Here is a 26,587-nt window from a genome sequence, read left to right on the forward strand (position 1 = left end):
GGCTAAAGAGCCTTTTTATTGGTCGATTCTCTTTCTACAACAGTGGGGTCGAGCACAATATGTTCCATACCGGAGTAAGGATTTTGCTGGTTAATCATTTTCAGAAACATCTTAGCACATGCTTTGCCAATTTGTGGCGCATGTTGATCGATGGTGGATAGATTAGGGGTGATGTAGGCTGAAAAAGCTTCATTGGCAAAGCCAATTACGCCAATTTCGGGCGGTGTTTCGTCAATTTCTTTGAGCTTTTTAATAACCCCTACAGCTGTAAAATCATCGCCGGCAATAATGGCGTCGGGTTTATTGCGGCCGCGCATCAGTTTACCAGCCCCGAAACGGCCATCTTTGATAGACAGGCCCCCAAAAATGATGTGTTCTTCTATTAATGGTAGACCATTGTCTGCAAGTGCCGCTTTGTAGCCTTCCAAACGATCGTTGAAAATCTTGATCTGGTGTACGGTGGTTACAAAAGCTATTTTTCTGTAGCCACTATCAATTAAATGTTGCGTGGCAATATAACCTGCCCTAAAATCATCGAGGGTAATGGTGGGCACCTTTAAATCTGCATTTACCCTATCGAATAAAATTAAGGGCTTATTTTGTTTCACAATTTCTGCAAAGTGGCTTACATCTTGTGTTTCCAGCGATAGGGAAGCCATAATTCCATCAACCTGTGCTTCTAGTAAAGTTTTTACACCATTTATTTCATTCTCTACAGATTCGTTAGACTGATAGATAATTACGCGGTATCCGCTATCTTTTAAGCCATCTTCTATGCAATGGATAATGGAAGCAAAAAAATGGGCCTGTACACTTGGAACAATAACCCCGATAATGTGTGTTTTGCCCGATTTTAATGCCGATGCGAGCTTGTTTGGGCTATAGTTTAATTTCCTGGCCATATCAACCACTGCTTTTCTTGTGGTATCGCTTATGGCCGGAAAGCCACTCAATGCCCTCGAAACGGTAGATACCGTAACATTCAACTCCTTTGCAATGTCGTATATGGTGGTTTTCTTTTTCAAATTTTTGATGGGAGGTCGATTTAATAATAGGTTATAAAAATACTAAACCTTAATAATAATGTTCTTCTTGTACATGAAATATAATAATACATAGAAACCAAGAACATAGGTAATGGCCCAAACCAATGAAGCATTTATCGGGCTAAAAAACGGCGTGTAGCAAATTTCATAAAACCTAACCAATAATCCGGTTTTTGTTCCGTCGGGTTTAGTAACCTGTACAAGATTTAATACCCTGGGCATTAAGCCCGCCAAAAAGAAAACAGTAATGGCATTTACACCATACACCACAAACGGGGTTGTAAATTTCTTGTAGCCCTGTACATCAATAATCCAGTAACATAGCGCAAGGCCTATACTGGCCAATCCCCCGGCATAAAGCACATAAGAACTTGTCCAAAGTGCTTTGTTAATCGGGAATTGTAAATCCCAAAGCAGACCAAGTATAACAGCCGTTATACCTGCTGTAAAAAGCCAGGCTACTTTTGTGGCGTTATCTACATCTTTTCGGCGCATCCAAACCCCAACCAGAATACCAAACAGGCAGGTGCCAACGGCTGGTAAAGTACTTAAAATTCCTTCCGGATCCCATGTTTTTGATGAAGCCCAGGTGTGCGCTTCGGTTAAAATCCCCCTGTCTATCCAGGCGGCTAAGTTGGTTTCTTTTTCCAGGTTCGGATAGCCCACGCCTGGCACAGGTATAAAGGTCATTAAAGCCCAGTAAACAGCCAGAATAACAATTAATGTTTTAAATATTGTTTTTTCAGAAGCTTTTAGGAAAATGATGCTGCTGATGATAAAAACAATGCCAATTCTTTGCAAAACACCTAATAGCCTAACCGTTTGAAAAGCTTCAAGAAGCGTACTTTCTGTAGTAATTGCACTGATGATTTTTCCGAAAATAGCCAAAAAGAACCCTAACAGGTATAGGGTCAAACCTCTTTTAATAGCTTTAATAATCGTTTTTTGATGTGTAGCCGGATTTGCTTTACTGCTGCTCATGGCAAAGGCAATTGATACCCCAACAATCCACAGGAAAAACGGGAAGATCAGATCTGTTGGCGTGCATCCATTCCATTCGGCATGCTCTAAAGGCGCATAAATGTGCCCCCAACTACCCGGATTGTTTACTAAAATCATGGCAGCTACCGTTAATCCTCTAAAAAAATCGAGTGAAAGCAATCTTGGTTTAGTTTCGGTCATGGTTAGTTGGTTTGGTTCAGCTAACTAATTTAGAGTATTGTTTTTATAAAGAGAAATAACTTGCTCACGAAGTTTAGCCAGGGGCAGTGTGCAGCAACGTCATTTCGAGCGGAGCGTAGCGCAGTCGAGAAATCTGCCGAGGTGGATCTCTCCCTGCCCGAAGCAGGCGGGCGTTCCACTGCGTTTCAGTCGAGATGACGGTCTTCTTTTAAGGGTGACTTGCAGGGGAGGGCTGTTGCCTCTTCAGACTTCGGAGGAAATCTAAAAAAAATCCTGCTTTGAGCTAACAAAGCAGGATTGATATCGGTTATACTAAAACTAATCTTCAAATTTCCAGCGTACAAAAGCTTCCATCGCTTCGTATTCTGCGAGACCTAAATTATCGTAAGCCTTAGCTGTTTCGCGGTTACGGTCTTCTGCACGTTGCCAGAATTCTCTTGAGTCATCGCCAGGGAAAACAGCTCTGTCTTTTTGGCTCTGGTGCTTGAAAATAGCGTATTTTTTGCGTTCAAGCTCTTGCGGAGAAATTGGAACAGCCATTTCGATTTCGTGTGTTTCGAACTCGTGCCATGCACCACGGTACATCCATAACCAGCAATCCTGTGCCCATGCCTCTGTTTTACGCAGGCGTTTTAATGCCGCAAGAATAATGTTGAAACAAACAATGTGCGTGCCATGTGGATCTTCGAAATCGCCGGCCGCATAAACCTGGTGAGGTTTAACTTTTTGCAACAGCTCCATGGTTAATTCGATGTCGGCATCGGTTACCGGGTTTTTCTGCACTTTACCACTTTCGTAGAAAGGAAGTGCCTGGAAGTGAATGTGATCGTCTTCTAAGCCGCAGTATCTCGCCCCTGCAATAGCTTCTCCTTTTCTGATTAAACCTTTAACAGTTTGGATTTCAGGCGTATCTACCTGATTAGGTTTTTTCTGCTCAATAAAGGTTCTCATATTGTTATAAAGTTCCTTTAAGTGCGAATTATCCATGCCCATTTTCTCTGTAAAATCTACATTGAATTCTACAAAGCGAAGTGCATCATCATCCCAAACGGCAGTGTTACCAGAAGTTTGATAAGCCACATGCACATCGTGTTTCTGATCTACCAAACGGATAAAAGTACCACCCATCGAAATCACATCATCATCAGGGTGTGGCGAAAAGATAATAACCCTTTTCTTAGCAGGTTCTGCTCTTTCCGGACGTTGAGAATCATCTGCATTCGGTTTACCGCCTGGCCAGCCTGTAATGGTGTGTTGTAATTTGTTAAAAATATGGATGTTGATATTGTACACTGGTCCTTTTTCGGTAGCCAGTTGTGCCATACCATTGTTGTTGTAATCGTCTTCAGTTAATTTTAAGATTGGTTTGTTTAAGGTATTTGCCAACCAGATTACTGCTTTACGGATTAAACTATCAGTCCAGATACAATCTTTTACCAGCCATGGCGTATCAAAACGGGTTAAATCTGAAGCTGCAGGAGCATCAAGTATAAATTCAACATGATCTGATAACTGAAGGAAAGTAGCTGGTACTTCGCCAGAAATTTCGCCTTCTACAGCTTTTTTAATGATTGAAGCTTTTTTACGGCTCCAGGCCATTAATATAATTTCTCTTGCTTTGAAAATGGTACCAATACCCATGGTAATGGCTTTGGTAGGTACAAAGCTTTTTCCACCGAAATCGCGTGCAGCATCGCGGCGGGTAAGGTCATCAAGTGTAACTAACCGTGTACCTGAGTTTGGCGCAGAACCCGGCTCGTTAAAACCGATGTGACCGGTACGGCCAATACCCAGAATCTGGATATCAAGACCACCTAAATCACCAATTTTCTTTTCGTAGTCTAAACAAAACGCCGGAATGTCTTCCAACGCAAGTGTTCCGTCAGGAATGTGAACATTCTTTTTATCGATGTCGATGTGATCGAAAAGGTTCTCGTTCATGAAAGTAACGTAGCTCTGTGCCGCAGTTGGCGCCATCGGATAATACTCATCCAGGTTGAACGTAATTACGTTTTTGAAACTTAAACCCTCTTCTTTGTGCAGTCTCACCAGTTCGGCATATACTGCAATTGGAGTAACACCTGTTGCTAAGCCCAGTACTGCAGGTGCGTTGTTTGCTTGTTTTGATTTAATGAGCTCCGCGATGCGGTTTGCTACATTAATGGAAGCAATTTTTGGATTTTCGAACACGCTTACGGGTAGTTTCTCGAAACGTGTCTCCTCCAGTAAATTTAATCTAGCCATTTTTTTTATATGGATTTTAATGTACGGAGCAGTAAATATAGCGAGTTGTGCACAATTTTTAACACAGGATATTTACTTTTATTGCAAGTATTTTTATAAAATTGAGTTAATGGTGCAGACAAACGTTTGTTCGTTTTTAAGTAATAATCAATATGAACACACAGATCCAAAAGTTGTACGAAAAAGCAGGTAAAACCGAACGATTAATCATTGGGCTAATGAGTGGCACCTCTATGGATGGGCTCGATATTGCACTCTGCTCAGTTAAACATAGCGGGCCTGATACCGATATAAAAGTACTGGCTTTTAAAACCGGCGATTATACCGATGATTTCAGGGCTAAGATTAAAGCTGTTTTCTCGAAAAAGGAGGTCGATTTGCAATTGGTTTGCCTCATGAATGAGCACATTGCCAATACACATGCCCAATTAATTAACGAAGCCCTGCAAGAGTGGGGATATGATAATGAAAGCATCGACTTTATTGCCAGCCACGGACAAACTATTTTTCATGCGCCAAAATCTTTGCATCAGCTAGATGATTATCCGAACGGAACCTTGCAAATAGGTGATGGCGATCATATTGCGCTTAAAACGGGCATCATTACGCTTTCGGATTTCAGGCAGAAACATTTAGCTGCCGGTGGAGAAGGTGCACCATTAGCGGTTTACGGCGATTACCTGATCTTTTCAAAGGCTGGTGAAGACCGTGTAATGCTGAATATTGGGGGGATAGCCAACTTTACCTACCTGCCTGGAAGTACCGATGCCAGTGCCGTTTTTTCGACAGATGTTGGCCCGGGTAATACGCTGATGGATCAGTACATGCAAAAATATTTCAACCGGTTTTACGATAAACATGCAGAAGTTGGCTTTTCCGGGCAATTAAATGAAAAACTTTTGCATGCATTATTGGATTGTAGTTTCTTTGAGCTGGGTTTTCCAAAAACAACAGGTCCGGAGCTGTTTAATCTCGAATACCTCAGTCTGGCGCAACAACAATCTAACACCGCTGACATACTGAAAGAAGATGTAATGGCCACATTATGTCACTTTTCGGCACGCAGCATAGCCGATGCCATCAGGAGGTGTTTTGGTCAGGAAGCAAAAGCAGTGGTTTACATGAGTGGTGGTGGCATGCACAACCCTTTACTGGTAAAACTGCTCCGTAACGAACTGCCTTTTTGTAATTTCTTAACAACTGATGATTTGAATATTAATCCCGACGCTAAAGAAGCTGTTTTATTTGCTGTTTTGGCTAACGAAACCCTTTGCGGTAAACCCATAAATTTTGGAAACAGGCAAGGAGTACCGGCGGTTTGTATGGGCAAAATCAGTTTGCCTGCCTAGCTAAATTTACATTATCGGTTGATTGTGAATTAGTTTGTGTAGCTGAAAAGTTTGGTTTGTGCGGTATTTTGTTTAATTTGTTTTAAACTAATCTTTCTAACCCAAAACCAAATTTTATGGAAAAAAGTTACCTAAAATGGTTGTCAAAGCTCTTCGTAATTTTGATGATCCCGTTTCTGTTGCTCTTATTTACAGGAATGGCACAAGCACAAAGCAAACGGTACACCATTAGCGGCAAGGTTACCGATGCAGCTAACAACGATCCTATTCCGGGGGCAGTTGTTAAAATACTTAACACCAATTTGGCCACAAGTACCGATGCAAGCGGAGCTTATTCCTTCTCGGTTAATTTAAACCCCGGAAAATATCAACTTCAGTTTTCTTTCGTGGGCTATAAAAGCAGCCAGCAATCTGTTGATTTAGGAGATAACGATAAAGTGCAGCTCAGTGCGAAACTGGGAGGAGATGCGGTTGGCCTTGATGAAGTTATTGTTACCGGTACCTCGCAGGGAACCACCCGTAAACAGCTCGGTAGTTATGTAAGTACAGTAAAAGGCGACGATTTAAACAAGGCACCCAGCGGAAATGCCCTGGCATCTTTACAGGGTAAAACGCCCGGAGCGCAAATCAGCCAAAACTCGGGCGATCCGGCAGGAGGGATCTCGGTTCGTTTGAGAGGGGTGAGTTCTGTTAATTCATCATCAGAACCGCTTTACATTATCGATGGGGTAATTGTAAACAATTCTACCACAAGGGTAACCAATACTTCTGCGAATTATGATGGTGGAAACTTTATTGGTAGCATTGGTCAGAACCGGATGGTTGATATAAGCCCTGCAGATATTGATCGTATTGAGGTACTTAATGGCGCCGCAGCGGCTGCAATTTATGGATCAAGAGCGAATGCAGGTGTTATCCAGATTTTCACCAAAAGAGGCAAAACCGGCGCTCCGCAGGTGAGTTTCAATACCAGTTTAACCATCAGCGAATTGCGTAAACAAATTGAAGTAAATCAATCGCCTACTAAATTTGGAGGGCCAACTGATGGGCCCACTGCGCAAACTCAGGATGTATTAACCCCAACTTTAACCAATACCACTCCGGTAACCAGATATAATTATCAGGATTACATTTTTAGAACCGGAGTAGGTACCGATAACTCCGTGTCCGTTTCAGGAGGAAATGACAATACCAAATTTTATACTTCTGCAGGATATTTTGATAATCAGGGAATTATTAAAAATACCAATTTCAGGAGAATGAATTTCAGGGCAAATCTGGATCAGACCATTAATAAATGGGCAAAAATGACTGCAGGATTTAATTACATCCACAGCGATGCTAACGAAAAACCAGATGGAAACTCTTTTTTCTCGCCTATGAATTCGGTTACGATTATTGGTAACTTTCATGATTTATTTACTCGTGATGCATTGGGCAATTTAAAAGCCATTGGAGAACGTGGCCGCGTTAATCCGGTTTCTGTTATCGAAGATATCAAACAACGCCAGTTTACCAATCGCATTATCGCCAATGCGGGATTAAAACTTACCCCAGTTAAAAATTTAACTATTGATTATACCATGGGGGTTGATAATTCAATCCAAAACGGAACAACCTACATTCCTCCCTTTGCTTACAACGTAAGTACAGGTTTTTATGGTGGCGGGCCAACTTTAGATCCCTCTTTAAATGGCTACGCAAGTGCGGCAAATGCAACTACTACGCTGTTTAATAACGAGTTAAATTTTACCTATGATGCAAAGATTTCTGATTTGTTTAGCTCTACTACCCAACTTGGCGGATCTTATCAATATCAGAAAGACCTTTACAGCTTGTTAAACGGACGTGGATTAGCGCCTTTTGTTCAGGTGGTAAATGGAGCAAGTACGGTTTTGCCCAATGTTGATAGCCGCTCGGAATTCTCAATCAGTGGTGCTTATTTACAGCAAAACTTTAAATATAAAGATCATTTGTTTGTTACCGGAGCAATTAGGGTAGACCAATCTACTGTATTTGGAGAAGACAATAGAACGCAATTTTATCCAAAGGCCAACGTGAGTTACGTATTATCATCTGCCGATTATTGGAAAAATTCTGGTCTGTCATCATGGTGGAACGCGTTTAAATTAAGGGCTGCTTACGGACAGTCAGGAAATTTGACGGGAATTGGAGCTTACGATCGTTTCAACGTTTACTCGCCAAGCGCGCTAAATAGCAAAACATCTTTAACTTCGTTAACAACACTAGCTAATACCAGCGTAAAACCAGAGCGCCAGAAAGAGCTTGAGATTGGTACAGATATGTCCTTTTTTAACAATCGCCTGGGTTTAACTTTTAGTTACTATAATAAGAATGTAACTGATTTATTATTGCCGGTTGTTATTGCGCCAACAACTGGTTTTTCGAGCTTACTAGACAATATCGGCGGGACTTTAAAAAATAAGGGTATCGAATTAATGCTTACAGGGGTACCCGTTAAAACAGAAGACTTTACCTGGACATCGACGCTGATTTACAATAGAAACAGAAATAAAATAGTGGGGTCAGGCGCACAAAGGTTGCTTTCAACAAATGCAGGCGCTCCGGTTTCCATTACCGATGGCTATCCGGTAGGGGTATTCTATGGAACATTCTTTGCACGTAATGCCGATGGAAGCTTATTGCTAAATGCGCAGGGCATTCCGCAAACAGAGCGAGGCAACCAAACATCAGCTACAACTTACGAAGAGTTAAGAGCCGGCGGGCAGCCAACGGGAACAGTGCTCCGTAAGGTAATTGGCGATCCAAATCCAGATTATACAGGGTCTTTCGTTAACGATTTTACATACAAAAAATTAAGCTTGCACATTCAGCTGGATGCTGTTCAGGGAGGTGATGTCTGGAATGCAGATTGGCGGACACGTCAGGGTGTGGGCAATGGAAAAGTTGCCGAAGCAGAGCAACTGGGTCAATTGCCCAGAGGTTATGTAGCTGGCGTGTACAATGTTGAAGAATGGCGTATAGACGATGGATCTTTTGTGAAATTGAGAGAGATTTCTTTGAGCTATAATGTGGGGCAGGTTAAATTTATTAAAAGCTTAACCCTTAATGTTAGTGCAAGGAACCTGGTTTCATGGGATAATTATAAGGGCTACGATCCTGAGTTGAATTCTGGTGGTCAATCGACAATTTTGAGAAATATCGATTTCGGTTCGGTGCCCATTCCGCGTACTTTCTCTTTTGGTTTACAGGCAAGATTCTAATTTAAAACTATTGTTATGAAAAATTTAAAATCAAGATATATAGGTTATGCATTTCTGCTTACAATAGTGGCTTTTACGAGCGCTTGTAAAAAGGAGTACTTAAATCCTAATGCGGCAACAGCCGGTGATGTATTAACTTCTGCGAAGGGATTAACAGGTGTTACGGTAGGTTTACAGAAAAATTACTCGACTACACGGGCGGGGGTGCTTTACGCATCTATTACTTTAAACGGCTTAACTACAAACGAATTGATATCTATCAACACAGGTAATACCAATGAAGAAAGATTGGCGGCCGGAGGCGTACAGGTAGATGGTACGAATTCGGTATTGCTAAATGTTTGGGCCGGAGCCAATAAAATTATTTATGATGCAGATAACGTGATTAATAATGCAGCCAATCTTGCTGATAAAAATTATGCTGCGGGTTTAATCGCTTATGCAAGTATTTTCAAAGCATTGGCGCTGGGTAATTTATCCGAATACTGGGAAAGTGTTCCAGCCGGAACGGGTCAGAATGTTACCTTTATTAGCCGCGTTGATGGCTACAATAAAGCAATAGCAACCATTGATAATGCCCTGGCTGTAATTGCGGCAAACTCCATAAGTACATCTTTTTTAGGTAATATCCCGTCAGGAGTAGATATTCCTAATACTTTGGTTGCGCTTAAAGCCCGCTATGCTTTATTTGCTGGCAACTATGCATTAGCATTAACGGCTGCAAACACAGTTGATTTAACTAAAAAATCGACATTCACATACGATGCCTTAAATCTGAACCCGATTTTTGAGGTTGCCACTTCCACCAATAATGTTATTCAGCCCAAAAATTTGAACCTGGGTCAAACCGGGGCGAACATTCCTGATGCCGGCGATGGCAGGATTCCGTTTTACACGGTAGTGAATACTACTGTACGTATTAACGGTTTTGGTGCGGGTACTTTTACACAGTTCCCGATATATCTGCCGGGAGAAGTAACCTTGATTAAAGCAGAGGCTTATGCCCGTCAGGCCACGCCCAATTTAATCAGCGCGTTAGCAGAGCTAAACAAGGTAGTTACCAAAACACCAGCTCAGGATCCTTTTGGGGTTGGTGCTGGATTACTTCCTTTAATTGGCCCTTATAACCAGCAGGATCTTTTAAATCTCATTTATAAGCACCGTTGTATCGAGCTGTTTATGTCGGGTTTAAAACTCGAAGATATGAGACGCTTTAACCAGCCATTAACTGATCGTAAACGTAATTTCTTCCCTTACCCTTTTCCGGAACGGGATAATAACACCAATACGCCAGCCGATCCGTCATTCTAATCATGAAAAAAGCTTCCCCGATTTAATCAGGGAAGCTTTTTTTATAAAATATTTAATTCCTTTTCGCGATATCGGGAAAGCGATTCATCACTAATGTCAAGCTCTGTTATTAAGTAACTAATGCTTTCTAATGGGCAAACCCTGAGCCGTAGGGCAATATCCAGCTTTTCTGAAATGCACAATACCGCTGTTCTTTTTGCACAGGCCAGCATGGCTTTTTTCAATTGGTTAATTTCCCAGTAAGTATCGGTTAAACCTTCTTCCGGGTGTATTGCGCTGGTTCCCATCAAACATAAATCGGCTTTTATCTCCGCAAGCTGGGCAATCACCTGTCCGCCGTAGGTAACCTGCGAATTTTTAGAAAACAGGCCACCAATTAAAATCACCTCAACATTGTTGTATTTTGCCAGTTCTACCGCAACCAGAGGGCTAATGGTGAAAAATGTTGCCGAAATACCCTGAGGCAATTGTTTTACCAGTTCCAGAATGGTTGTGCCGCCACCCGTTAAAACTACCATTCCATCTTTGATCAGGTTAATGGCCTTTTTCGCAATTACAATCTTGCTGTCCCGGGCATAAACCGTACTGTCGTCAAAAGAGCTGTGGTAAGATTTAGATAATGCACCACCATGCACCTTATACAACAGGTTTGAATCAACAAGTTCCTGCAGGTCTCGCCTGATAGTGTCTTCCGAAACGTTCAGCAATTGTACCAGGTCAGAGGTGAGCACGCGATTGTGCAGGTTAATCTGGCGCATAATGAAATCATGGCGTTCTTTCTTCAGCATAAAATATTCGTCTGGTTGAGCGAATGTAACAAAGATTTTTAGAATTCCTAAATATTGCGTGTTTTTGCGTGTTTTTGCAATTTAATGTCGTTAGTTGCTGGTAAATAGTTTGTTAAATTGTTTTTTTATTCCAAAACATTTATGATATTAGCATTAAAATGCGTTATTGTGCGTGTTTTGCTAACGAACTAAAAACAACTAAACAATTCATCTTATTCTCTAAACAGGCAGTTTATGAAAAAAAAACTACTACTATTTTTTATTGGTACGTTTTTGTTGCTGGCTCACGCCATTGCGCAACAAGTAACCGTTACCGGTAAGGTTACGTCAGAAGACGGGCCGATGCCTGGTGTCTCCATCCATGTAAAAGGGAGCACTGTTGTTGCGCAAAGCAATGCTGAAGGAAATTACTCTATTAAGGCAGCCCCTGGCGATGTACTGGTGTTCTCGTTCATTGGTTATGTTTCCGCCGAACGAACTGTTGGTGCCAGCAGAACAATTAATTTAATTTTAAAGGCCGATGCTCAGGGCTTGGATGATGTAGTTGTGGTTGGTTACGGAACACAACGCAAGGGTAATTTAACTGGTGCTGTTTCAACAATTGATGTAAAGAAAACTCTTGAAGGCAGGCCAATTGCCGATGTGGGAAGAGCCTTACAAGGCGCTGCATCGGGTTTAAGTGTTACCGTTCCAAGTGGCGAAATTGGTTCAGATCCTGTTATCAAGATCAGGGGGCAACTGGCCTCATTTGCTGGCGGAAGCTCTCCGTTGATTTTGGTTGATAACGTTGAAATACCAAGTATCCAATTGGTAAATCCAAACGATATTGCCTCCATTACCATTTTGAAAGATGCGGCTGCTTCCTCTATTTATGGTGCTAAGGCCGCTTTTGGTGTAGTTTTAATTACCACGAAACAAGGTTCCGGAACAGATAAGCCGTCAATTAACTATTCGAATAATTTTTCTTTCCAAAATGTTTGGAAAGAATTAAAAATGGCAGATGTTAACGGTTTAAAATATACAGTTGATGCGGCTGAACGTGTAGGTGTAACGACACCGGTAGGGGCATTTTACTATGTGGATAGGGCAAGTTACGAGAAAGCTGTAGCCTGGAAAGAAAAATATGGCAGTACCATAGGTGCTGATGATCCGACTGTTTTTGGCAGGGATTGGTATGTGCAGGGTGCAAACCTGAAAATGGGAGTTAGGACATATGATCCGTACGATTACATGATTAAAGAATGGGCTCCTACTCAACAACATAACTTATCTGTAGGTGGTACCACTGGTAAAACATCTTATAACCTGGGACTTGCACTTCTTGATCAGAGCGGGATGTTAAAACCGGCTAAGGAAGATCGCTTTACACGCTATAATGCCTCCTTAAAAATTTCGAGCGAAATTAATAAATACTTAACTATTCGCGGTGGAGCTTTGTATTCGCGAAGGAATAAACAGTATGCCTATACAACCAACTCTACTACGGCCGATCCATGGCTGTACCTTTATAGATGGAGTTCTTTATATCCACTCGGAAAAGATGAGAACGGAGATGCGATTAGAAGTCCGGAAAGCGAAGTAGCGTCGGCAAATACAGCTAATATTTTGTTGAATTATGCTAATGTGAATCTCGGTTCCACAGTTAATATTCTGAAAAACTGGAAAGTAGATTTTGATTATACCTTTACCAATCAGAATGAAGATTGGAAAAGACCGGGTACAAGGTTTACGGCAAGGAACTCATGGGTGGCACCGAAAGCACGTTTGGATGCGAGTGGAGCTCCTGTTTACGTAAATGATCAGGGACAGGTGGTTGCTAGTACAACTCCTGGTGCCATTGCTGCTTATGATTTATCGCTGGATATGTATACAACCGCGGGTTCGAGCCCAGATCATTATGCACGTACAGCCACAAACTTTTTTAGCCATACCATTAATGCCTTTACTACCTACAACTTAAATTTAAAACAAAATCATGATTTTAAATTTATTTTAGGTTTAAACCGTGTGGCATCAACTACCGAATCGCAATTTGGTCAGATTACCAATCTGGCTGATATAATCAATCCGCAATTTAGATTTGGTACCGGAGTACAAACAGTTATACCATCTACTGCTGCAATGGGCATTATTCCTGGCGGGGTAAGTATTCCGGGATCAGATAAAAGATGGGAAGCGCAATTGGGATATTTTGGTCGGGTGAATTATGCATTCAAAAATAAATATCTCATAGAAGGTAACCTACGTTATGATGGTTCTTCTAAATTCCCAACTGATTTGCAGTGGCGATGGTTTCCTTCTTTCTCTGCTGGTTGGGTAGCCAGTGAAGAAAGTTTTATGGCCTGGACCAAACCTGTTCTGGATCTGTTAAAGTTCAGGGGATCATGGGGGTCAATCGGCGATCAAACAGTACCAAATGGTTTATACATTGCTACGATGCCTAGCGGACAGTCTAGCTGGATCGGTGCCAACGGAGCTAAAGTAAATTACGTAGGTACCCCTGCGGCTGTAGCAGCAAATATTCAATGGCAGGATATCGTAACGACGAATATTGGTGTTGATGCAACAATGCTTAAAAATAAATTGAATGTTTCTTTCGATGTTTTCAAAAGAAACACCAATAATATGATTGTGCCTGCAGAAGGTATTCCTTTAACCTTCGGCGCCGGAGCGCCTCAAGGTAACTATGGCTCACTGTCAACCAAGGGATGGGAGTTAACGCTTGATTTTAACCATAGGTTTAAAAATGGTTTAGGAATTAATTTCAGAGGAAATATTTCTGACGCGAAAACAACATTGAATGCTTATGGTTCAGGAACGCAAGTTACCAGTAACTACAACGGTAAAGATATAGGTGAAATTTGGGGTTACCGTACCGATAGGTTATACCAAACCAGCGATTTTGAATTGGATGGCTCAGGTAAACCCATACTAATTACGTTAACTGCTGCAGAAAGTAAATTAAATGCGGGTAAACAGGCTTATAAACTAAAAGCTGGTCCCAATGGCGAAAAGCCTGTTTATCAGCCGTTTCTACAAAATTCATCAACTTTCCGTTTCGGCCCCGGCGACGTTAAATTCATTGATGTAAACGGAGATGGTGAAATTAGCAATGGCGATGGTACGTTGGCCAACCATGGCGATTTAGAAGTAATTGGAAATTCTAATCCGAGATACGAGTACGGATTTAGATTAGGCGCCGATTTTAAAGGGGTTGATATCAGTGCATTTTTTCAGGGCGTTGGAAGCCGCAAAATCTGGGGTGCAGGATTTCTTGCAATTCCTGGCTTTAACTCTGCTGATGGCGCTATGCCTGAGGCAATTGCCGGTAATTACTGGACACCGCAAACACCCGATGCTTTTTATCCTGCTGCTTATAATAACGCAGCAAGCGGAACCACCAACAATATGCAGGTGCAGGATAGGTATTTGTTGAATATGGCTTACATTAGATTGAAAAATTTAACATTAGGTTATACTTTCCCGCAAATGATGACCAAAAAGGTTGGTATCAGTTCGTTAAGGGTATATACTGCTTTGGAGAATTTCTTTACCTGGGATCACCTGGGCGATTTGCCGATCGATCCGGAAAGTGTTAGTGGTTATTCGATCTGGGATCAGTCAAATTATAACAGCGGGCGTACCGGAACTGGTATTCCGGCCTTTAAGAGTGTTTCTTTTGGTGTTCAGTTGAATTTTTAAAATTAAGAAGATGAAATATTTTAAATATATATATGGATTGCCGGTTTTGGCTTGCCTGCTTTTGGCATCATGTAATAAGGATGTTTTAGATCGTCCACCATTAACCGATTATGTAGATGGACAATACTGGCGTGGAGAAGATGATATCCGCATGTATGCAAATAGTTATTACACCAACTATTTTAACGGTTATAATTCTGGTTTTGGTGTAGATTATACGCCTGTACGAGGTTACACTTTTTCTGATGATTTAACCGGAAAGAATGCGCAAACCAGTTTCGAAAGTAGTGTTCCAACATCAAGGGGCTCATCGTCGGAAGCGGCAGATTGGTTAGGTACTTATGCAGGACCAACCTGGGATTTTGCCTGGATTAGAAAATCAAATGTTATGCTGGCCCGTTTAAATGATGTGGCTAAGCCAAAAATTACTACAGAAGCCTACAACCATTGGTCAGCTGTCGCCCGTTTCTTCAGAGGCTTTGAATATAGCCGTTTGGTAAGTGTTTTTGGCGATGTTCCTTATTTTGATAAAGAAGTTTCGGATAACGATCTGGCAACTTTATACAAAGACAGGGATGCAAGGGGAGTGGTAATGGATAAGGTTTATGATGATTTTAAATATGTGATGGCCAATATGCGTGATAATGATGGCGCACAGTTTTTAAACAAATATATCGCTGCAGCATTTATTTCAAGATTTATGTTGTTTGAAGGAACATATGAACATTATCATGGCTTAGATGCTGCCAGAGCAAAAAAATATTTAGAATTTGCAGTTGAAGCAGGTGATTATGTAATTAATAGCAATAAATATAATTTTAGCCGCGATTTCAAATCATTGTTTTCAAGCGATAACCTGGCAGGCCACCCAGAAGTATTGCTCTACAGAACCTATGATGCAGCATTAGCCGTTACACACAGTATTGGCTCTTATCAAAACGGAACTGAAGTAGTCGGTGTAGATGCCAATTTGGTTTTAATCAAATCTTTCCTGCTTAATGATGGCAAGGTGTGGCAAAACTCATCTGTTACAGGTGCTAACTCGTTTACTATTGCTGATCTGGTAAAAACGAGGGACCCTCGTTTCGAAGCTTCTTTTTACGATAAGGCTTTGGTGCCATCGGCAACTTTGCTTTATGGTTTTAAGTTTGCCTCAAGAGAAGCATTAACCTATATCGGCAAAACCTATCCGGCTGCCTGGGGTAGTAATACCAACACCAGCGATGCACCTGTAATGCGCCTGGCCGAAGTTGTATTAAACTGGATAGAAGCTAAGGCTGTTTTGGCCCAATATTTTGGAGGGGCGGCAGTAACCCAGGCTGATTTAAATAAATCGGTAAATGCCATCCGCAACCGCCCTTTAGATGCTGCCGCTACAGCAAAAGGAGTATTAAAAACTGCACCTTTAACCATAGGAGCACTTCCGGTTGATCCAGCTAGAGATGCAGACGTTCCTGATCTGATCTGGGAAATACGCAGAGAACGTCGTATGGAATTTGTGTTCGAGCACACCCGTTTACTCGATTTAAAACGCTGGAAAAAACTGAATAATATGGATTTTAGTACCAATGCTGATTACTACTTAGGACCATGGGTAAATGTACAAACCGAAGCTTCAAGCTATTTAACTGCTGCTAATGCAACAGCTAAAAACGTGAAAGTTAAAAAGGCTGATGGTACTGTAGTTACTTATGATGGGACTAACGCTGCGGCTATGGTAGGTTACTGGATGGTTACTAATGCCGCCAACAGAAATGCATTTACTGATAAGTCTTATTTAGCTCCTGTTGGTCAGGCGCAAATTATTCAATATCAGGAGAAAGGCTATAAACTTACACAAACTACAGGCTGGTAATATTTGATACTACCAGTTAGTTAATGCGACCTTCTCAAGTCAAATAGGCTTGAGAAGGTTTTTTTTATACAAATTATTTGGTTTTTATCCTTACACAAACTACAGGCTGGTAATATTTGATACTACCAGTTAGTTAATGCGACCTTCTCAAGTCAAATAGGCTTGAGAAGGTTTTTTTATACAAATTATTTGGTTTTTATCCATACTACTTTGCCATCCATGGTGCTGGCAATAATATTTTTACTATCAATCACATTGACAGTGTTGATCATAGAATTATCTATTTTATGTGCCCAAACAGTGCTTTGTTGTTTAGGGTCAACAGCGTAAACCACTCCGTTTTTTGTTCCGAAAAAAACTTTTCCATCTTTTTCAATCAGCATCGATGGAATATGCTCATAGCCAAAACCAACATTATAACGCCATAATACCCCAGGGTCTTGCGCCTGTGCTTTGTAAGCTACAATTTCATCCTGCATGGTTTTGCCGTAAATAAGTGTGCTATCTGCCGACTGACCAATTGACTCTCTGACAGAAGCTTCTTTATTTCGCCAAAGCGTATTGCCACTGTTTACATCAATAGCCGTTAAATAACGGTCAGGAGCAGCAATGTAAACAATACCCTGATAGGCTACTGGCGTTACCATTGCTGGCGAAAACATTCTGTTGGTTTGTCCGTTGTTCCATTTCCAAAGCAGGTTTCCGGAGTTCATATCAAGGGCATACAAATGCCTGCCCCAAGATCCAAATATAATTTTACCCTGATATAGAAGCGGTTTGCCAACAATAGAGCCTTCTACTTCTTTAAAAGCCCAGATTTCCTTTCCTGTTTTAATATCAAGGGCCCTAAAGGTATTGTCGCTACCGCCAATATATACCTGTTCCCTGTTTACTATCGGCGATCCCAAGACCGAATTGCTGGTTTCTTTATGCCAGATTTCTTTTCCGGTTTTTGCATTTAAGGCATAAATTGTTCCATCACCTGAGCCTAAAATAACTGTACCATTAACTGCCACGGGAGACGAGTAGATGGCGCCTTTGGTACTAAACGTCCAAACTTTTTTACCACTATTTTTATTTATTGCTTCTACTAAGCCTAAACTATTGCCGAAAATAACATTGTTCGAGGCATATGTCGGCGTATTTACCACATTGGCATTGGAATGGTAAGACCAGGCTTCTTTAGCTGCAGGGTATTTATTATTAATCTTAAAATCAGGACGGTCATATTTTTTATCGTCATTTATAAACGTTTTTAATGCTATTTTTCGCCAAACAGAAAGAATATCCTGCATTGGTTTTTTCGTTTGAAAAAACACGCTGTCTCTGGTCATGCTTACAATGTTGTAACCACCAACGCTATCTTTAGCCCGTAAATTAGAACGACCCATAGTTGCCTCAATACCTTCAAAGTTGTAAGAGTGATTATTGTGTCCGTGGCCACATATTGCATATTGAATGTTGTATTTCTTCAATAAGTCAGTTGCTTCATACCAATTATCAAGGCTATTATCCAAAGGGTAGTGGTTTGCGAAAACAATAGGCATGTTTTTAGGTGTGGTCTTAAGTACACTGTCTAACCAAACTGTGGCATCTCTGGGGATATGCCCATCGCTCATTCGTACGTACGGTCCTGATGCACATGCAATAAAGCGGTAACCATTATGATCGAATGTAAATTTATCATTCCCAAATTCCTTGATAAAATTTACACCGCCCGATTCTGACCAACCCGTATCGTGGTTGCCAGGAATAATGTGATAGGGCTTATTTAATTTAGAAAAGATATTTTTAGCCAGCTTAAGTTCGCTATTGGTACCCATTTCTGTGATATCGCCGGTTATGATTACAAAATCTATATCTTTTAATGCATTGATATCTGCCACAGTCTGGTTAAGGTCCTCCTCACCGGTTGATGAACCCACGTGCGTATCGGTTACAAAAGCATATTTAAAATTTTGGGCTTTCACCGTGAGCGATATTAGGATTGCTAACAGTAAAAAGATAGGATGTTTCATGTCTTTCTAATTAATTTTTAACTATAAAAATCGACAATTTTTAAGGTTTAATCCGGGCTGTAATGCCATTTTTACATGTTAATAAATTTGCCACGCAAGGTTAAAAAATACTGCTTCTTATCTGAAGAATCTATTCAACAAAAAAGGCAACCATTGGTTGCCTTTTTTGTTGGGATAAGTAAAAAATTACAAAATCTTAAATCCTAAACTCAATTGGAAAAGGTTTGGTTTCTGTGTGTATTTTTCACTTTTGCTGATGTTCGATAAACCGGCTTCATAACGTAAGTCAACCGAAATGCTGCCTACATCAACACCTGCACCTGCCTGTAAGCCCAAAGCCTGGTTTTTGTAATTGTCGAAATCAGTTGCCTGTTGGTAAGCTGAGCTAAAAGTCGAATTTTCATCTAACACAAAAGAAATAACCGGACCAGCCATTAAGCGGAAGTTTAGGTTTTTAGCGCCGAATTTGGTTCCCAATAAAACCGGAACATCAAGGGTGGTAAATTTTACTTTTCCTTCTGCCGATACTTCGTTGCCATTATCTTGCTGAAAGCTGATAAATTTGTTGCCTTTACTGCCAATGTAAGCCTCTGGCTGTACATAAAAGCTGGCGCCACCAATACGTGCCCAGGCACCGATCTGATAGCCTAAACGGTTTTCTTCGCTTGCGAAATCCGAATTTAACTTAGCTAAGTTAACACCTGCTTTAACCCCCAGGTTAAAAGTTTGTGCCTTTGCTGTTGCCCAACCTATGGTTAGGAAAACAATAGAGAAGATGATCTTTTTCATTTTAGTTTAAATTTTTAAGGTTATAAAATCAAAAACATGCGTGTAGCATTTTTAAAAAGATTTAATGCCCATAGCTTCTTTTTTAGCGCACCAGACAGTTTTTGATCCGGGTTAGATTTTATAACGCAGTTTTAACACAATTATCGTGCAAGAATTTTTTGCGAATGTCTGTTTTTTTTGTCAGATCGCATAAAAAGGTATTAACCTGAATAAATATTTTTTACTTTTGCATCAAATAAAATATGCCATGGCTAATTTTCAACTCACTTCTGAAACCGCATTTAAAGTAAAAACCAAATTCTTAAGGAAATACCGCGATCTGGCGAACGAACCTTTGGCATTTGAGCCCGGTAAAGAAGATCAGCTGGTTGAAGATTTAATGCGTTTGGTTAAACGCGACCGTACCTATATTGAATTTACCATTCAGAAAGCGCTGGCCGATACTAAAGGAAACAGACTTTAGGGTTTCCATTTTCAGCCTTCTGTTACCAAGTTGAATAAGTACTAGCGCTCCATGTATTCTACCTTGCTTAGGCAACGTGCCTCTTTTATGCTGGCATCTTTGCTCTGCTTAGCTGCGCTTACAGCATCTGCACAGCAACAGGTATTTGATGATGCCTTTCCCGATAGTTTAACGTCAGCTCAAACCCGAAAACAATTAAATGATTTATCCGCTGATCCATACCTGAAACAGACTTTCGTCAAGGCAGGAAAGTCGATTAATTATAGATTACTATTGCCGGAAGCAGGAAGTAGCCAGCTTAAATATCCCCTGGTGATTACCTTTCATAACTCAACGCGGATAGGCACAGACAACGAAAGGCAATTGGAGCCATTGGCCAGGATCTGGTTGCGTTCGGAAATACGGAGCAAATACCCCGCATTCGTCATTGCTCCGCAGTTTCAAACACGTTCATCAAATTATTATCCAGATTCAGCACGTCATTGCTTAATCTCTAAACCATCAGATGATGTTTATTTATTGCTGGATTTAATCCGCGAAGTTAAAACTAAGTATCCGCAGATAGATACCAATCGTATTTATTTGGTCGGCTACTCTATGGGGGCATCTACTGCACAAAACCTGATGAATATGGCTCCTAAAACCTTTGCCGCTATGGTTGCTATTGCTGCAGTGCCCGATTTCGTTAATATAGATGGAATTCGTCAAAAACCAATCTGGTTAATTCATGGCAGACAGGATGATGAAAATCCATACCAGGGAAGCGAGTATTTATATCAGGCAATGAAAGGCAATTCAAATTTGTATTTTACTACTTACAACAAGTTAGATCATAACCTCATTACCATTCCACTATTGGTTACGGCTCAGATACCTGCCTGGCTGTTTGCCCGGCATAAATAAGAAATGACCTGGCCCGGTCTATTATTTGGGCGGTTTATTGCGTAACGCTTAATTTACGCCTGCCCAAAATAAGCTGTTTTTAATCTTTATTGGTTTTTGTACATTTACGTTTCTACTAAAACGATAAATAATTTACCCTATAAGCTGCCTTTTATTTAAAATGCACCGTTTGGGGCCAAAATAATAAGGTTATGAAGAAACTAAAATATGGTCTTTTAGCGGCAGGCGTTGGCGTGGCTGCTTTATCTTTCTCTTTCAAAGAAGATTTGTTTCTGGTTTCTAAAAACCTGGATATTTTTGCCTCCTTGTATAAAGAAATCAACATTAACTATGTTGATGATACCAATGCGCCCAAGTTAATGCGTACGGGAATTGATGCTATGCTCGATAGTCTCGATCCCTACACTGAGTACGTTCCCGAATCGGAAATCGAAGATTATAAACTGAAGTATGTGAGCACGCAATACGGTGGTATTGGGGCCAGCACCGTTTTTATTGATGGTAAATTGTTTATAAACGACATTAGCGAGGGTTATCCTGCTTATAAAAGCGAGGTTAAACCTGGCGATCAGCTGGTAAGTATAAATGGAATAGCCGTTAAAGGTAAAGACCGTGCCGAAATCAGCCAGTTGTTGCGCGGACCAAAAGGTACCCCGGTTGATTTGGTGGTGATCAGAGATGGTAAAGAGTTAAGCAAAAAACTAACGCGCGAAGAAATTAAACAACCCAATGTTTCTTACTCGGGCATGGTTGGCGATGGTATTGGCTACATTAAGCTCGATAAATTTTTAGAAAACTCTGGTCAGGAAGTTAAAGACGCTTTGCTGGCTATCCAAAAAGAAAATCCAAAAGGTGTAGTACTCGATTTAAGAAATAATGGTGGAGGTATTTTGCAGGAGGCCGTTAAAATAGTGAACCTTTTTGTAAATAAAGATCAGCTGATTGTTACCCAAAAAGGTAAAAACGCAGAAAAAACCCTTAGTTATAAAACGCTTTTTGCCCCGGTTTCTACATCGGTTCCTTTGGTGGTGCTGGTAAACGGAAATTCGGCTTCGGCTTCTGAAATTGTAGCGGGCTCATTGCAGGATTTAGATCGTGCCATTGTAATTGGCCAACGCAGTTACGGCAAAGGCTTGGTACAACAAACGTTTAACCTGCCTTACAACAGTTTGGTAAAAGTAACCGTAGCTAAATATTATACCCCATCTGGCCGTTGCATCCAGAAATTAGATTATGCGCATAAAAATGCCGATGGCGTAGCCGAACGCTTTGCCGATTCTACAATGGTGATGTACCAAACCAAAGCAGGCAGAAATGTATACAGTGGCAATGGTGTTTATCCGGATATTGTGGTCGATGCCGCAAAATTGAGCCCGATAACCATTTCTATGCTCAATAAAAACCTTTTCTTTAATTACGCCAACCTGTACAAAAAGGAAAAGCCAACTTTAGCTGCGGCAAAAACCTTTCAGCTTTCTGATGCAGACTATGCTGCCTTTTCGGGTAGTTTGGCCGATAAAGATTTAACCTATTTAAGCCGTACCGAAAGGTTGCTTTCTGATTTGCGCGCAGAAGCTGAAAAGGAAAATAAATCGGCCGAAGTAAAAACCGATCTTGAGAACCTGAAATACAAACTTACTTCCTCTAAAAAAACAGATTTGGCTACGCACAAAGCAGAGATTAAACGTGTGCTCGAAACCCAGATTGTGAGCCGTTATTTCTACGAAAAAGGCAGGATTGAGCAAAGTTTCCAATACGATAAAGAACTGGCTGCGGCTAAAAATCTATTTACCAACCAATCGCAGATTTTGGCGATATTGAAAGGTGATGGCAACTACAAAGTAATTGGAAAACCAAGCAAGGCTACTGCTTCTATTAACTAATAAAAACCTAACCAAATATACCCTGTCATTTTATGAAAAAATTAGCAATAATAGGCTTAGTCCTGTTGTTTGGCCTGCAGTTAAAAGCGCAGGATTATGTGCCTGCAGCATCCAATTTAAAACAACGCGCCTGGTTTAACGATGCCCGGTTTGGTCTCTTTATTCACTGGGGCCCGTTCAGTATCCCCGGAAGTGGCGAATGGGTAATGAACGAGAGGAAGCTGAATGTGCATAACTACACCAATCTGAAAGATTTTTTCAATCCAACGGAGTTTAACGCTGCGCAATGGGTAAGCATGGCTAAAAATGCCGGTATGAAATACATTACGCTGATTACCCGCCACCACGATGGTTTTAGCATGTGGGATACCAAATATTCTGATTTTAACATCATGAATACGCCTTACAAAAAGGACATCGTAAAAATGATGGCTGATGAATGCCATAAGCAAGGCGTACAATTGTATCTGTATTATTCTTTACTCGATTGGCGCCGGGAAGATTATCCGCATGAAACAGGTCGCACAGGTCAGAATTCGGGCAGAACAGGTAAAGGTGATTATGCCAGTTACCTGCAGTTTATGAAAAACCAGCTGACCGAACTGTTAACCAATTACGGCGAAATTGGAGGCATCTGGTTTGATGGTCACTGGGACCAGACCGCACCTGAGGGTGAAAAAGACCGGACATCGCGTATCGATTGGAAATACAATGAAATTTATGGGCTCATCCATAAATTGCAGCCACAGTGCATGATCGGGAATAACCACCACCTGAGCCCCTTTGCAGGCGAAGATTTTCAGATGTTTGAGCGCGATCTTCCCGGCGAAAATAAATCAGGCTTAAGTTTTCAGGAAGCATCAGATAAACTCCCGTTAGAAACCTGCGAAACGATTTCAAATTCTTGGGGTTACAATTTGAGCGATACCCATTACAAATCGAATAAAGAGTTAGTAAATATGCTGGTGAAGGCTGCCAGTTTGGGTTCAAACCTGCTGCTTAACATTGGCCCGATGCCAAATGGTAAAATCCAGCCCGAATTTCAGGATCGTTTAGCGGGCATGGGTGCCTGGTTAAAGGTTTATGGCGAGAGTATTTACAATACTAAAGCTGGTTTTATTAAACCTCAGGCCTGGGGAAGCATTACCCAAACCGATAAAAATATCTATATCCACATTCTGGATGGTAAAACCAATACGCTAGATCTGGAAAATGTTCCTGCAAAAAAAATTAAAAAAGCTTATTTGCTGAAAGATAAAACTGCAGTAAATTATACCTTTAAAAATGGAAAGCTAAGCCTGAATAGTGCGGTGAATACTAGCGAACCTGACCATGTAATTGTGCTGGATATAGCGCAATAAATGGCTTAAAACTTTATAGGTTGGATGTAATTCTTTTTCATTTTAAATGAAAATTAACGTAAAACGTTTTACTTTTAGGGCTTTTAAACCTATTGTAGGATATAAACCATGCATTTCAACAAAATCTCGTCTATTCTATTTTTAACTGCCTCTTTATGTGTTAATCAAGCCTTTGCACAGCAAAAAACAAAATTGACCCAATATGTCGATCCGCTGATTGGTTCGGCAAAACATGGTCACGTTTTTGTAGGAGCCAATGTGCCTTTTGGTGCAGTACAGCTAGGCCCAAACAATATTTTTGAGGGCTGGGACTGGTGTAGCGGCTATAACTATGCCAGCAATACCATTACCGGTTTCGCGCACACCCATCTGAGTGGTACAGGAATTGGCGATCTGGGCGATATTTCCATCATGCCCGCTACCGGAAAAACCCTGTTAGAAAAGGGTAAGACTGCAGAAGATCCCGCAGGTTATTTATCGACTTTTTCGCACCAGAACGAAATAGCTAAAGCGGGTTATTACAGTGTATTGCTGGATAAATACGGAATTAAAGCCGAACTAACCGCTACCGAAAGGGTAGGTTTTCACCAATATACCTTTAAAAATGCAGTAGAAAATCCACACATTATCATCGATTTGATAGAAGGGATTGGCTGGGATGCCCCGGTATCTGCTTCTTTTAAACAGCTTGATGCGACTACAATTGTTGGACATCGAAATTCGAAAGGCTGGTCTAACGATCAGCGCTTGTATTTTGTAATTAAGCTTTCGCAACCCATTAAAAACATTACCTTATACGATAGCACAGCTGTTAAAAGCGGCAAAGCCCTAACCGGCAAAAAGCTGAAAGCTGTTGTCGATTTTGCTGCCATTAATAATAATAAACTGCAAATTAAAGTAGCGCTATCACCGGTAAGTATCGATAATGCCATTTTAAACTTAAAAACCGAGTTGCCCAACTGGGATTTTGCTGCAACCGTTAAAAAAGCCGATGCCAAATGGGAAAAAGAACTGGCAAAAGTGAAAATTGGTGCTTCTAATACCACCAAAAAAGTTTTTTATACTGCCCTGTACCATACCATGGTGGCCCCTTCGTTATTTAACGATGTAAACAAAGATTATCTGGGTACCGATAAAAAGGTATATAAAAATGCGGGTTTTAATAACTTAACTACTTTTTCGTTATGGGATACCTACCGTGCAGCTAACCCGCTTTTTACCATTTTGCATCAGGATAAAGTAAACGACGTGGTAAACACCATGTTGGCCATTTACAAACAACAGGGTAAATTGCCTGTTTGGCATTTAATGGGTAGCGAAACCAACACCATGGTGGGTTATCATGCTGTACCGGTTATTGTTGATGCCTATTTAAAAGGCTACCGTGGTTTTGATGTTAACCTGGCTTATGCTGCGGTAAAACAATCAGCCATGCAAAAAACAGATGGTATTGAGTACATTCAGCAATTAAAATACATTCCGGCCGATAAGGTAAACGAATCAGTTGGTAAAGCCCTGGAGTACGCCATTGATGATTATTGTATTGCACTAATGGCCAAAGCCTTAAACAAAACAGCCGATTACAACTACTTTAGCAAAAGAGCAAAATTATACAGCCAGTATTTCGATCCTAATGTACAGTTTATGCGTGGTAAACTGGCTAACGGAAACTGGAGGAGTCCTTTCGATCCTTTTTCATCTAAACACCGTGAAGATGATTACGTAGAAGGGAATGCCTGGCAGTATACCTGGTTAGTGCCTCAGGATGTTGAAGGACTGATTAAGCTTTTCGGTGGCGATAAACCTTTCACCAATAAGCTCGATTCGTTGTTTACCTTACCTTTAGATCTGGGAACTAACGGTTCGCCAGATATTAGCGGCTTAATTGGTAATTATGCTCAAGGCAACGAGCCCAACCACCACATTACTTATTTATATACCTATGCAGGCCAGCCCTGGAAAACGGCTGATCTGATCCGCAAAATAGACAAAGACTTTTATTCAGCAAAGCCCGATGGTTTATGCGGTAACGAAGATGTTGGGCAAATGAGTGCCTGGTATATTTTTACGGCCATGGGCTTTTATCCTGTAAATCCGGCAAACGGGGCTTATGTTTTCGGAACGCCATTAATTAACGAGGCCAGTATTGCATTGAGCGGAAACAAAAAGTTCGATATTAAAGTAATCGGAAACAGTGCCGAAAATAAATATATCCAAAAAATTGTGCTGAATGGTAAACCTTACACTAAAGCATTTATTTTACATAAAGCCATCATGGCCGGCGGTAATATGCAGATTTATATGGGTAATACACCATCTGCAACCTGGGGCGTAAAACCTGCTGACCGACCCGTATCCACAAAATAATATAAGAATGATTAAATTAGTGCCTGATCGAATGAGTAGAAATATCCTACTCATTCAATCAGGCCATCATTCGCTTATCAT

16 protein-coding genes are annotated in these 26,587 nt (G+C 40.9%); 10 read left to right on the top strand and 6 right to left on the bottom strand.

Annotation, left to right across the window (positions count from 1 at the left end):
• Positions 1–2: 2 nt before the first annotated feature.
• The 3 genes from BLR37_RS09765 to nagB form a co-directional block, all read right to left on the bottom strand.
• On the bottom strand, positions 3–1,025 hold the full coding sequence (locus tag BLR37_RS09765; RefSeq protein ID WP_039477740.1) for a LacI family DNA-binding transcriptional regulator: 1,023 nt from the start codon (positions 1,023–1,025) through the stop codon (positions 3–5).
• A 42-nt stretch (positions 1,026–1,067) separates the two neighbouring features.
• Positions 1,068–2,228 (bottom strand): acyltransferase family protein, encoded by a 1,161-nt coding sequence (locus tag BLR37_RS09770; RefSeq protein ID WP_090767759.1) that lies wholly within the window; start codon positions 2,226–2,228, stop codon positions 1,068–1,070.
• Positions 2,229–2,546: 318 nt separating this feature from the next.
• Positions 2,547–4,472: a glucosamine-6-phosphate deaminase gene (gene nagB, locus BLR37_RS09775; RefSeq protein ID WP_090767761.1), complete on the bottom strand. Its 1,926-nt coding sequence runs from the start codon at positions 4,470–4,472 to the stop codon at positions 2,547–2,549.
• A 152-nt stretch (positions 4,473–4,624) separates the two neighbouring features.
• Between nagB and BLR37_RS09780 the strand changes: the two genes are divergently transcribed.
• The 3 genes from BLR37_RS09780 to BLR37_RS09790 all read left to right on the top strand — a co-directional run bounded on the left by BLR37_RS09780 (position 4,625) and on the right by BLR37_RS09790 (position 10,377).
• The gene (locus BLR37_RS09780) at positions 4,625–5,821 is read left to right on the top strand and encodes an anhydro-N-acetylmuramic acid kinase (protein WP_090767764.1); all 1,197 of its coding nucleotides are present in this window, start codon (positions 4,625–4,627) and stop codon (positions 5,819–5,821) included.
• Positions 5,822–5,937: 116 nt separating this feature from the next.
• The gene (locus BLR37_RS09785) at positions 5,938–9,066 is read left to right on the top strand and encodes a SusC/RagA family TonB-linked outer membrane protein (protein WP_208599625.1); all 3,129 of its coding nucleotides are present in this window, start codon (positions 5,938–5,940) and stop codon (positions 9,064–9,066) included.
• A 15-nt stretch (positions 9,067–9,081) separates the two neighbouring features.
• The gene (locus BLR37_RS09790; protein WP_090767767.1) at positions 9,082–10,377 is read left to right on the top strand and encodes a RagB/SusD family nutrient uptake outer membrane protein; all 1,296 of its coding nucleotides are present in this window, start codon (positions 9,082–9,084) and stop codon (positions 10,375–10,377) included.
• A 41-nt stretch (positions 10,378–10,418) separates the two neighbouring features.
• On the opposite strand, the gene BLR37_RS09795 is transcribed toward BLR37_RS09790, so the two are convergent.
• The gene (locus BLR37_RS09795) at positions 10,419–11,165 is read right to left on the bottom strand and encodes a DeoR/GlpR family DNA-binding transcription regulator (protein ID WP_090767769.1); all 747 of its coding nucleotides are present in this window, start codon (positions 11,163–11,165) and stop codon (positions 10,419–10,421) included.
• Positions 11,166–11,399: 234 nt separating this feature from the next.
• On the opposite strand from BLR37_RS09795, the gene BLR37_RS09800 reads away from it, so the two are divergent.
• Together BLR37_RS09800 and BLR37_RS09805 are read left to right on the top strand one after the other, a co-directional pair.
• Positions 11,400–14,867 (top strand): SusC/RagA family TonB-linked outer membrane protein, encoded by a 3,468-nt coding sequence (locus tag BLR37_RS09800; protein WP_090767773.1) that lies wholly within the window; start codon positions 11,400–11,402, stop codon positions 14,865–14,867.
• A gap of 10 nt (positions 14,868–14,877) precedes the next feature.
• A complete protein-coding gene (locus tag BLR37_RS09805) occupies positions 14,878–16,722 on the top strand; it encodes a RagB/SusD family nutrient uptake outer membrane protein (protein ID WP_090767776.1) in 1,845 nt (614 codons plus the stop codon).
• 185 nt (positions 16,723–16,907) lie between these two features.
• On the opposite strand, the gene BLR37_RS09810 is transcribed toward BLR37_RS09805, so the two are convergent.
• Entirely contained in the window at positions 16,908–18,740 is a 1,833-nt protein-coding gene (locus BLR37_RS09810; RefSeq protein WP_090767778.1) for an outer membrane protein assembly factor BamB family protein, read from the bottom strand.
• 186 nt (positions 18,741–18,926) lie between these two features.
• Positions 18,927–19,529, bottom strand: coding sequence for a porin family protein (locus BLR37_RS09815; protein WP_090767781.1), 603 nt, complete (start codon positions 19,527–19,529; stop codon positions 18,927–18,929).
• Between the two features lie 247 nt (positions 19,530–19,776).
• Between BLR37_RS09815 and BLR37_RS09820 the strand changes: the two genes are divergently transcribed.
• From BLR37_RS09820 to BLR37_RS09840, 5 genes are all read left to right on the top strand, one after another.
• Positions 19,777–19,992 carry a hypothetical protein gene (locus tag BLR37_RS09820; protein ID WP_039477716.1) on the top strand — a complete coding sequence of 72 codons (216 nt, stop codon included), beginning with the start codon at positions 19,777–19,779 and terminating at the stop codon, positions 19,990–19,992.
• Between the two features lie 51 nt (positions 19,993–20,043).
• On the top strand, positions 20,044–20,895 hold the full coding sequence (locus tag BLR37_RS09825; RefSeq protein ID WP_208599626.1) for a carboxylesterase family protein: 852 nt from the start codon (positions 20,044–20,046) through the stop codon (positions 20,893–20,895).
• 191 nt (positions 20,896–21,086) lie between these two features.
• Positions 21,087–22,778 carry a S41 family peptidase gene (locus BLR37_RS09830; RefSeq protein ID WP_090767784.1) on the top strand — a complete coding sequence of 564 codons (1,692 nt, stop codon included), beginning with the start codon at positions 21,087–21,089 and terminating at the stop codon, positions 22,776–22,778.
• Between the two features lie 32 nt (positions 22,779–22,810).
• Positions 22,811–24,139, top strand: a complete 1,329-nt coding sequence (locus BLR37_RS09835) for an alpha-L-fucosidase (RefSeq protein ID WP_090767787.1) — start codon at positions 22,811–22,813, stop codon at positions 24,137–24,139.
• Positions 24,140–24,247: 108 nt separating this feature from the next.
• Positions 24,248–26,506 (top strand): GH92 family glycosyl hydrolase, encoded by a 2,259-nt coding sequence (locus tag BLR37_RS09840; RefSeq protein WP_090767791.1) that lies wholly within the window; start codon positions 24,248–24,250, stop codon positions 26,504–26,506.
• Positions 26,507–26,587 lie beyond the last annotated feature (81 nt).

The organism is Pedobacter soli (genome assembly GCF_900101435.1).
In the GTDB taxonomy this organism is placed as follows: Bacteria; Bacteroidota; Bacteroidia; order Sphingobacteriales; family Sphingobacteriaceae; genus Pedobacter; species Pedobacter soli.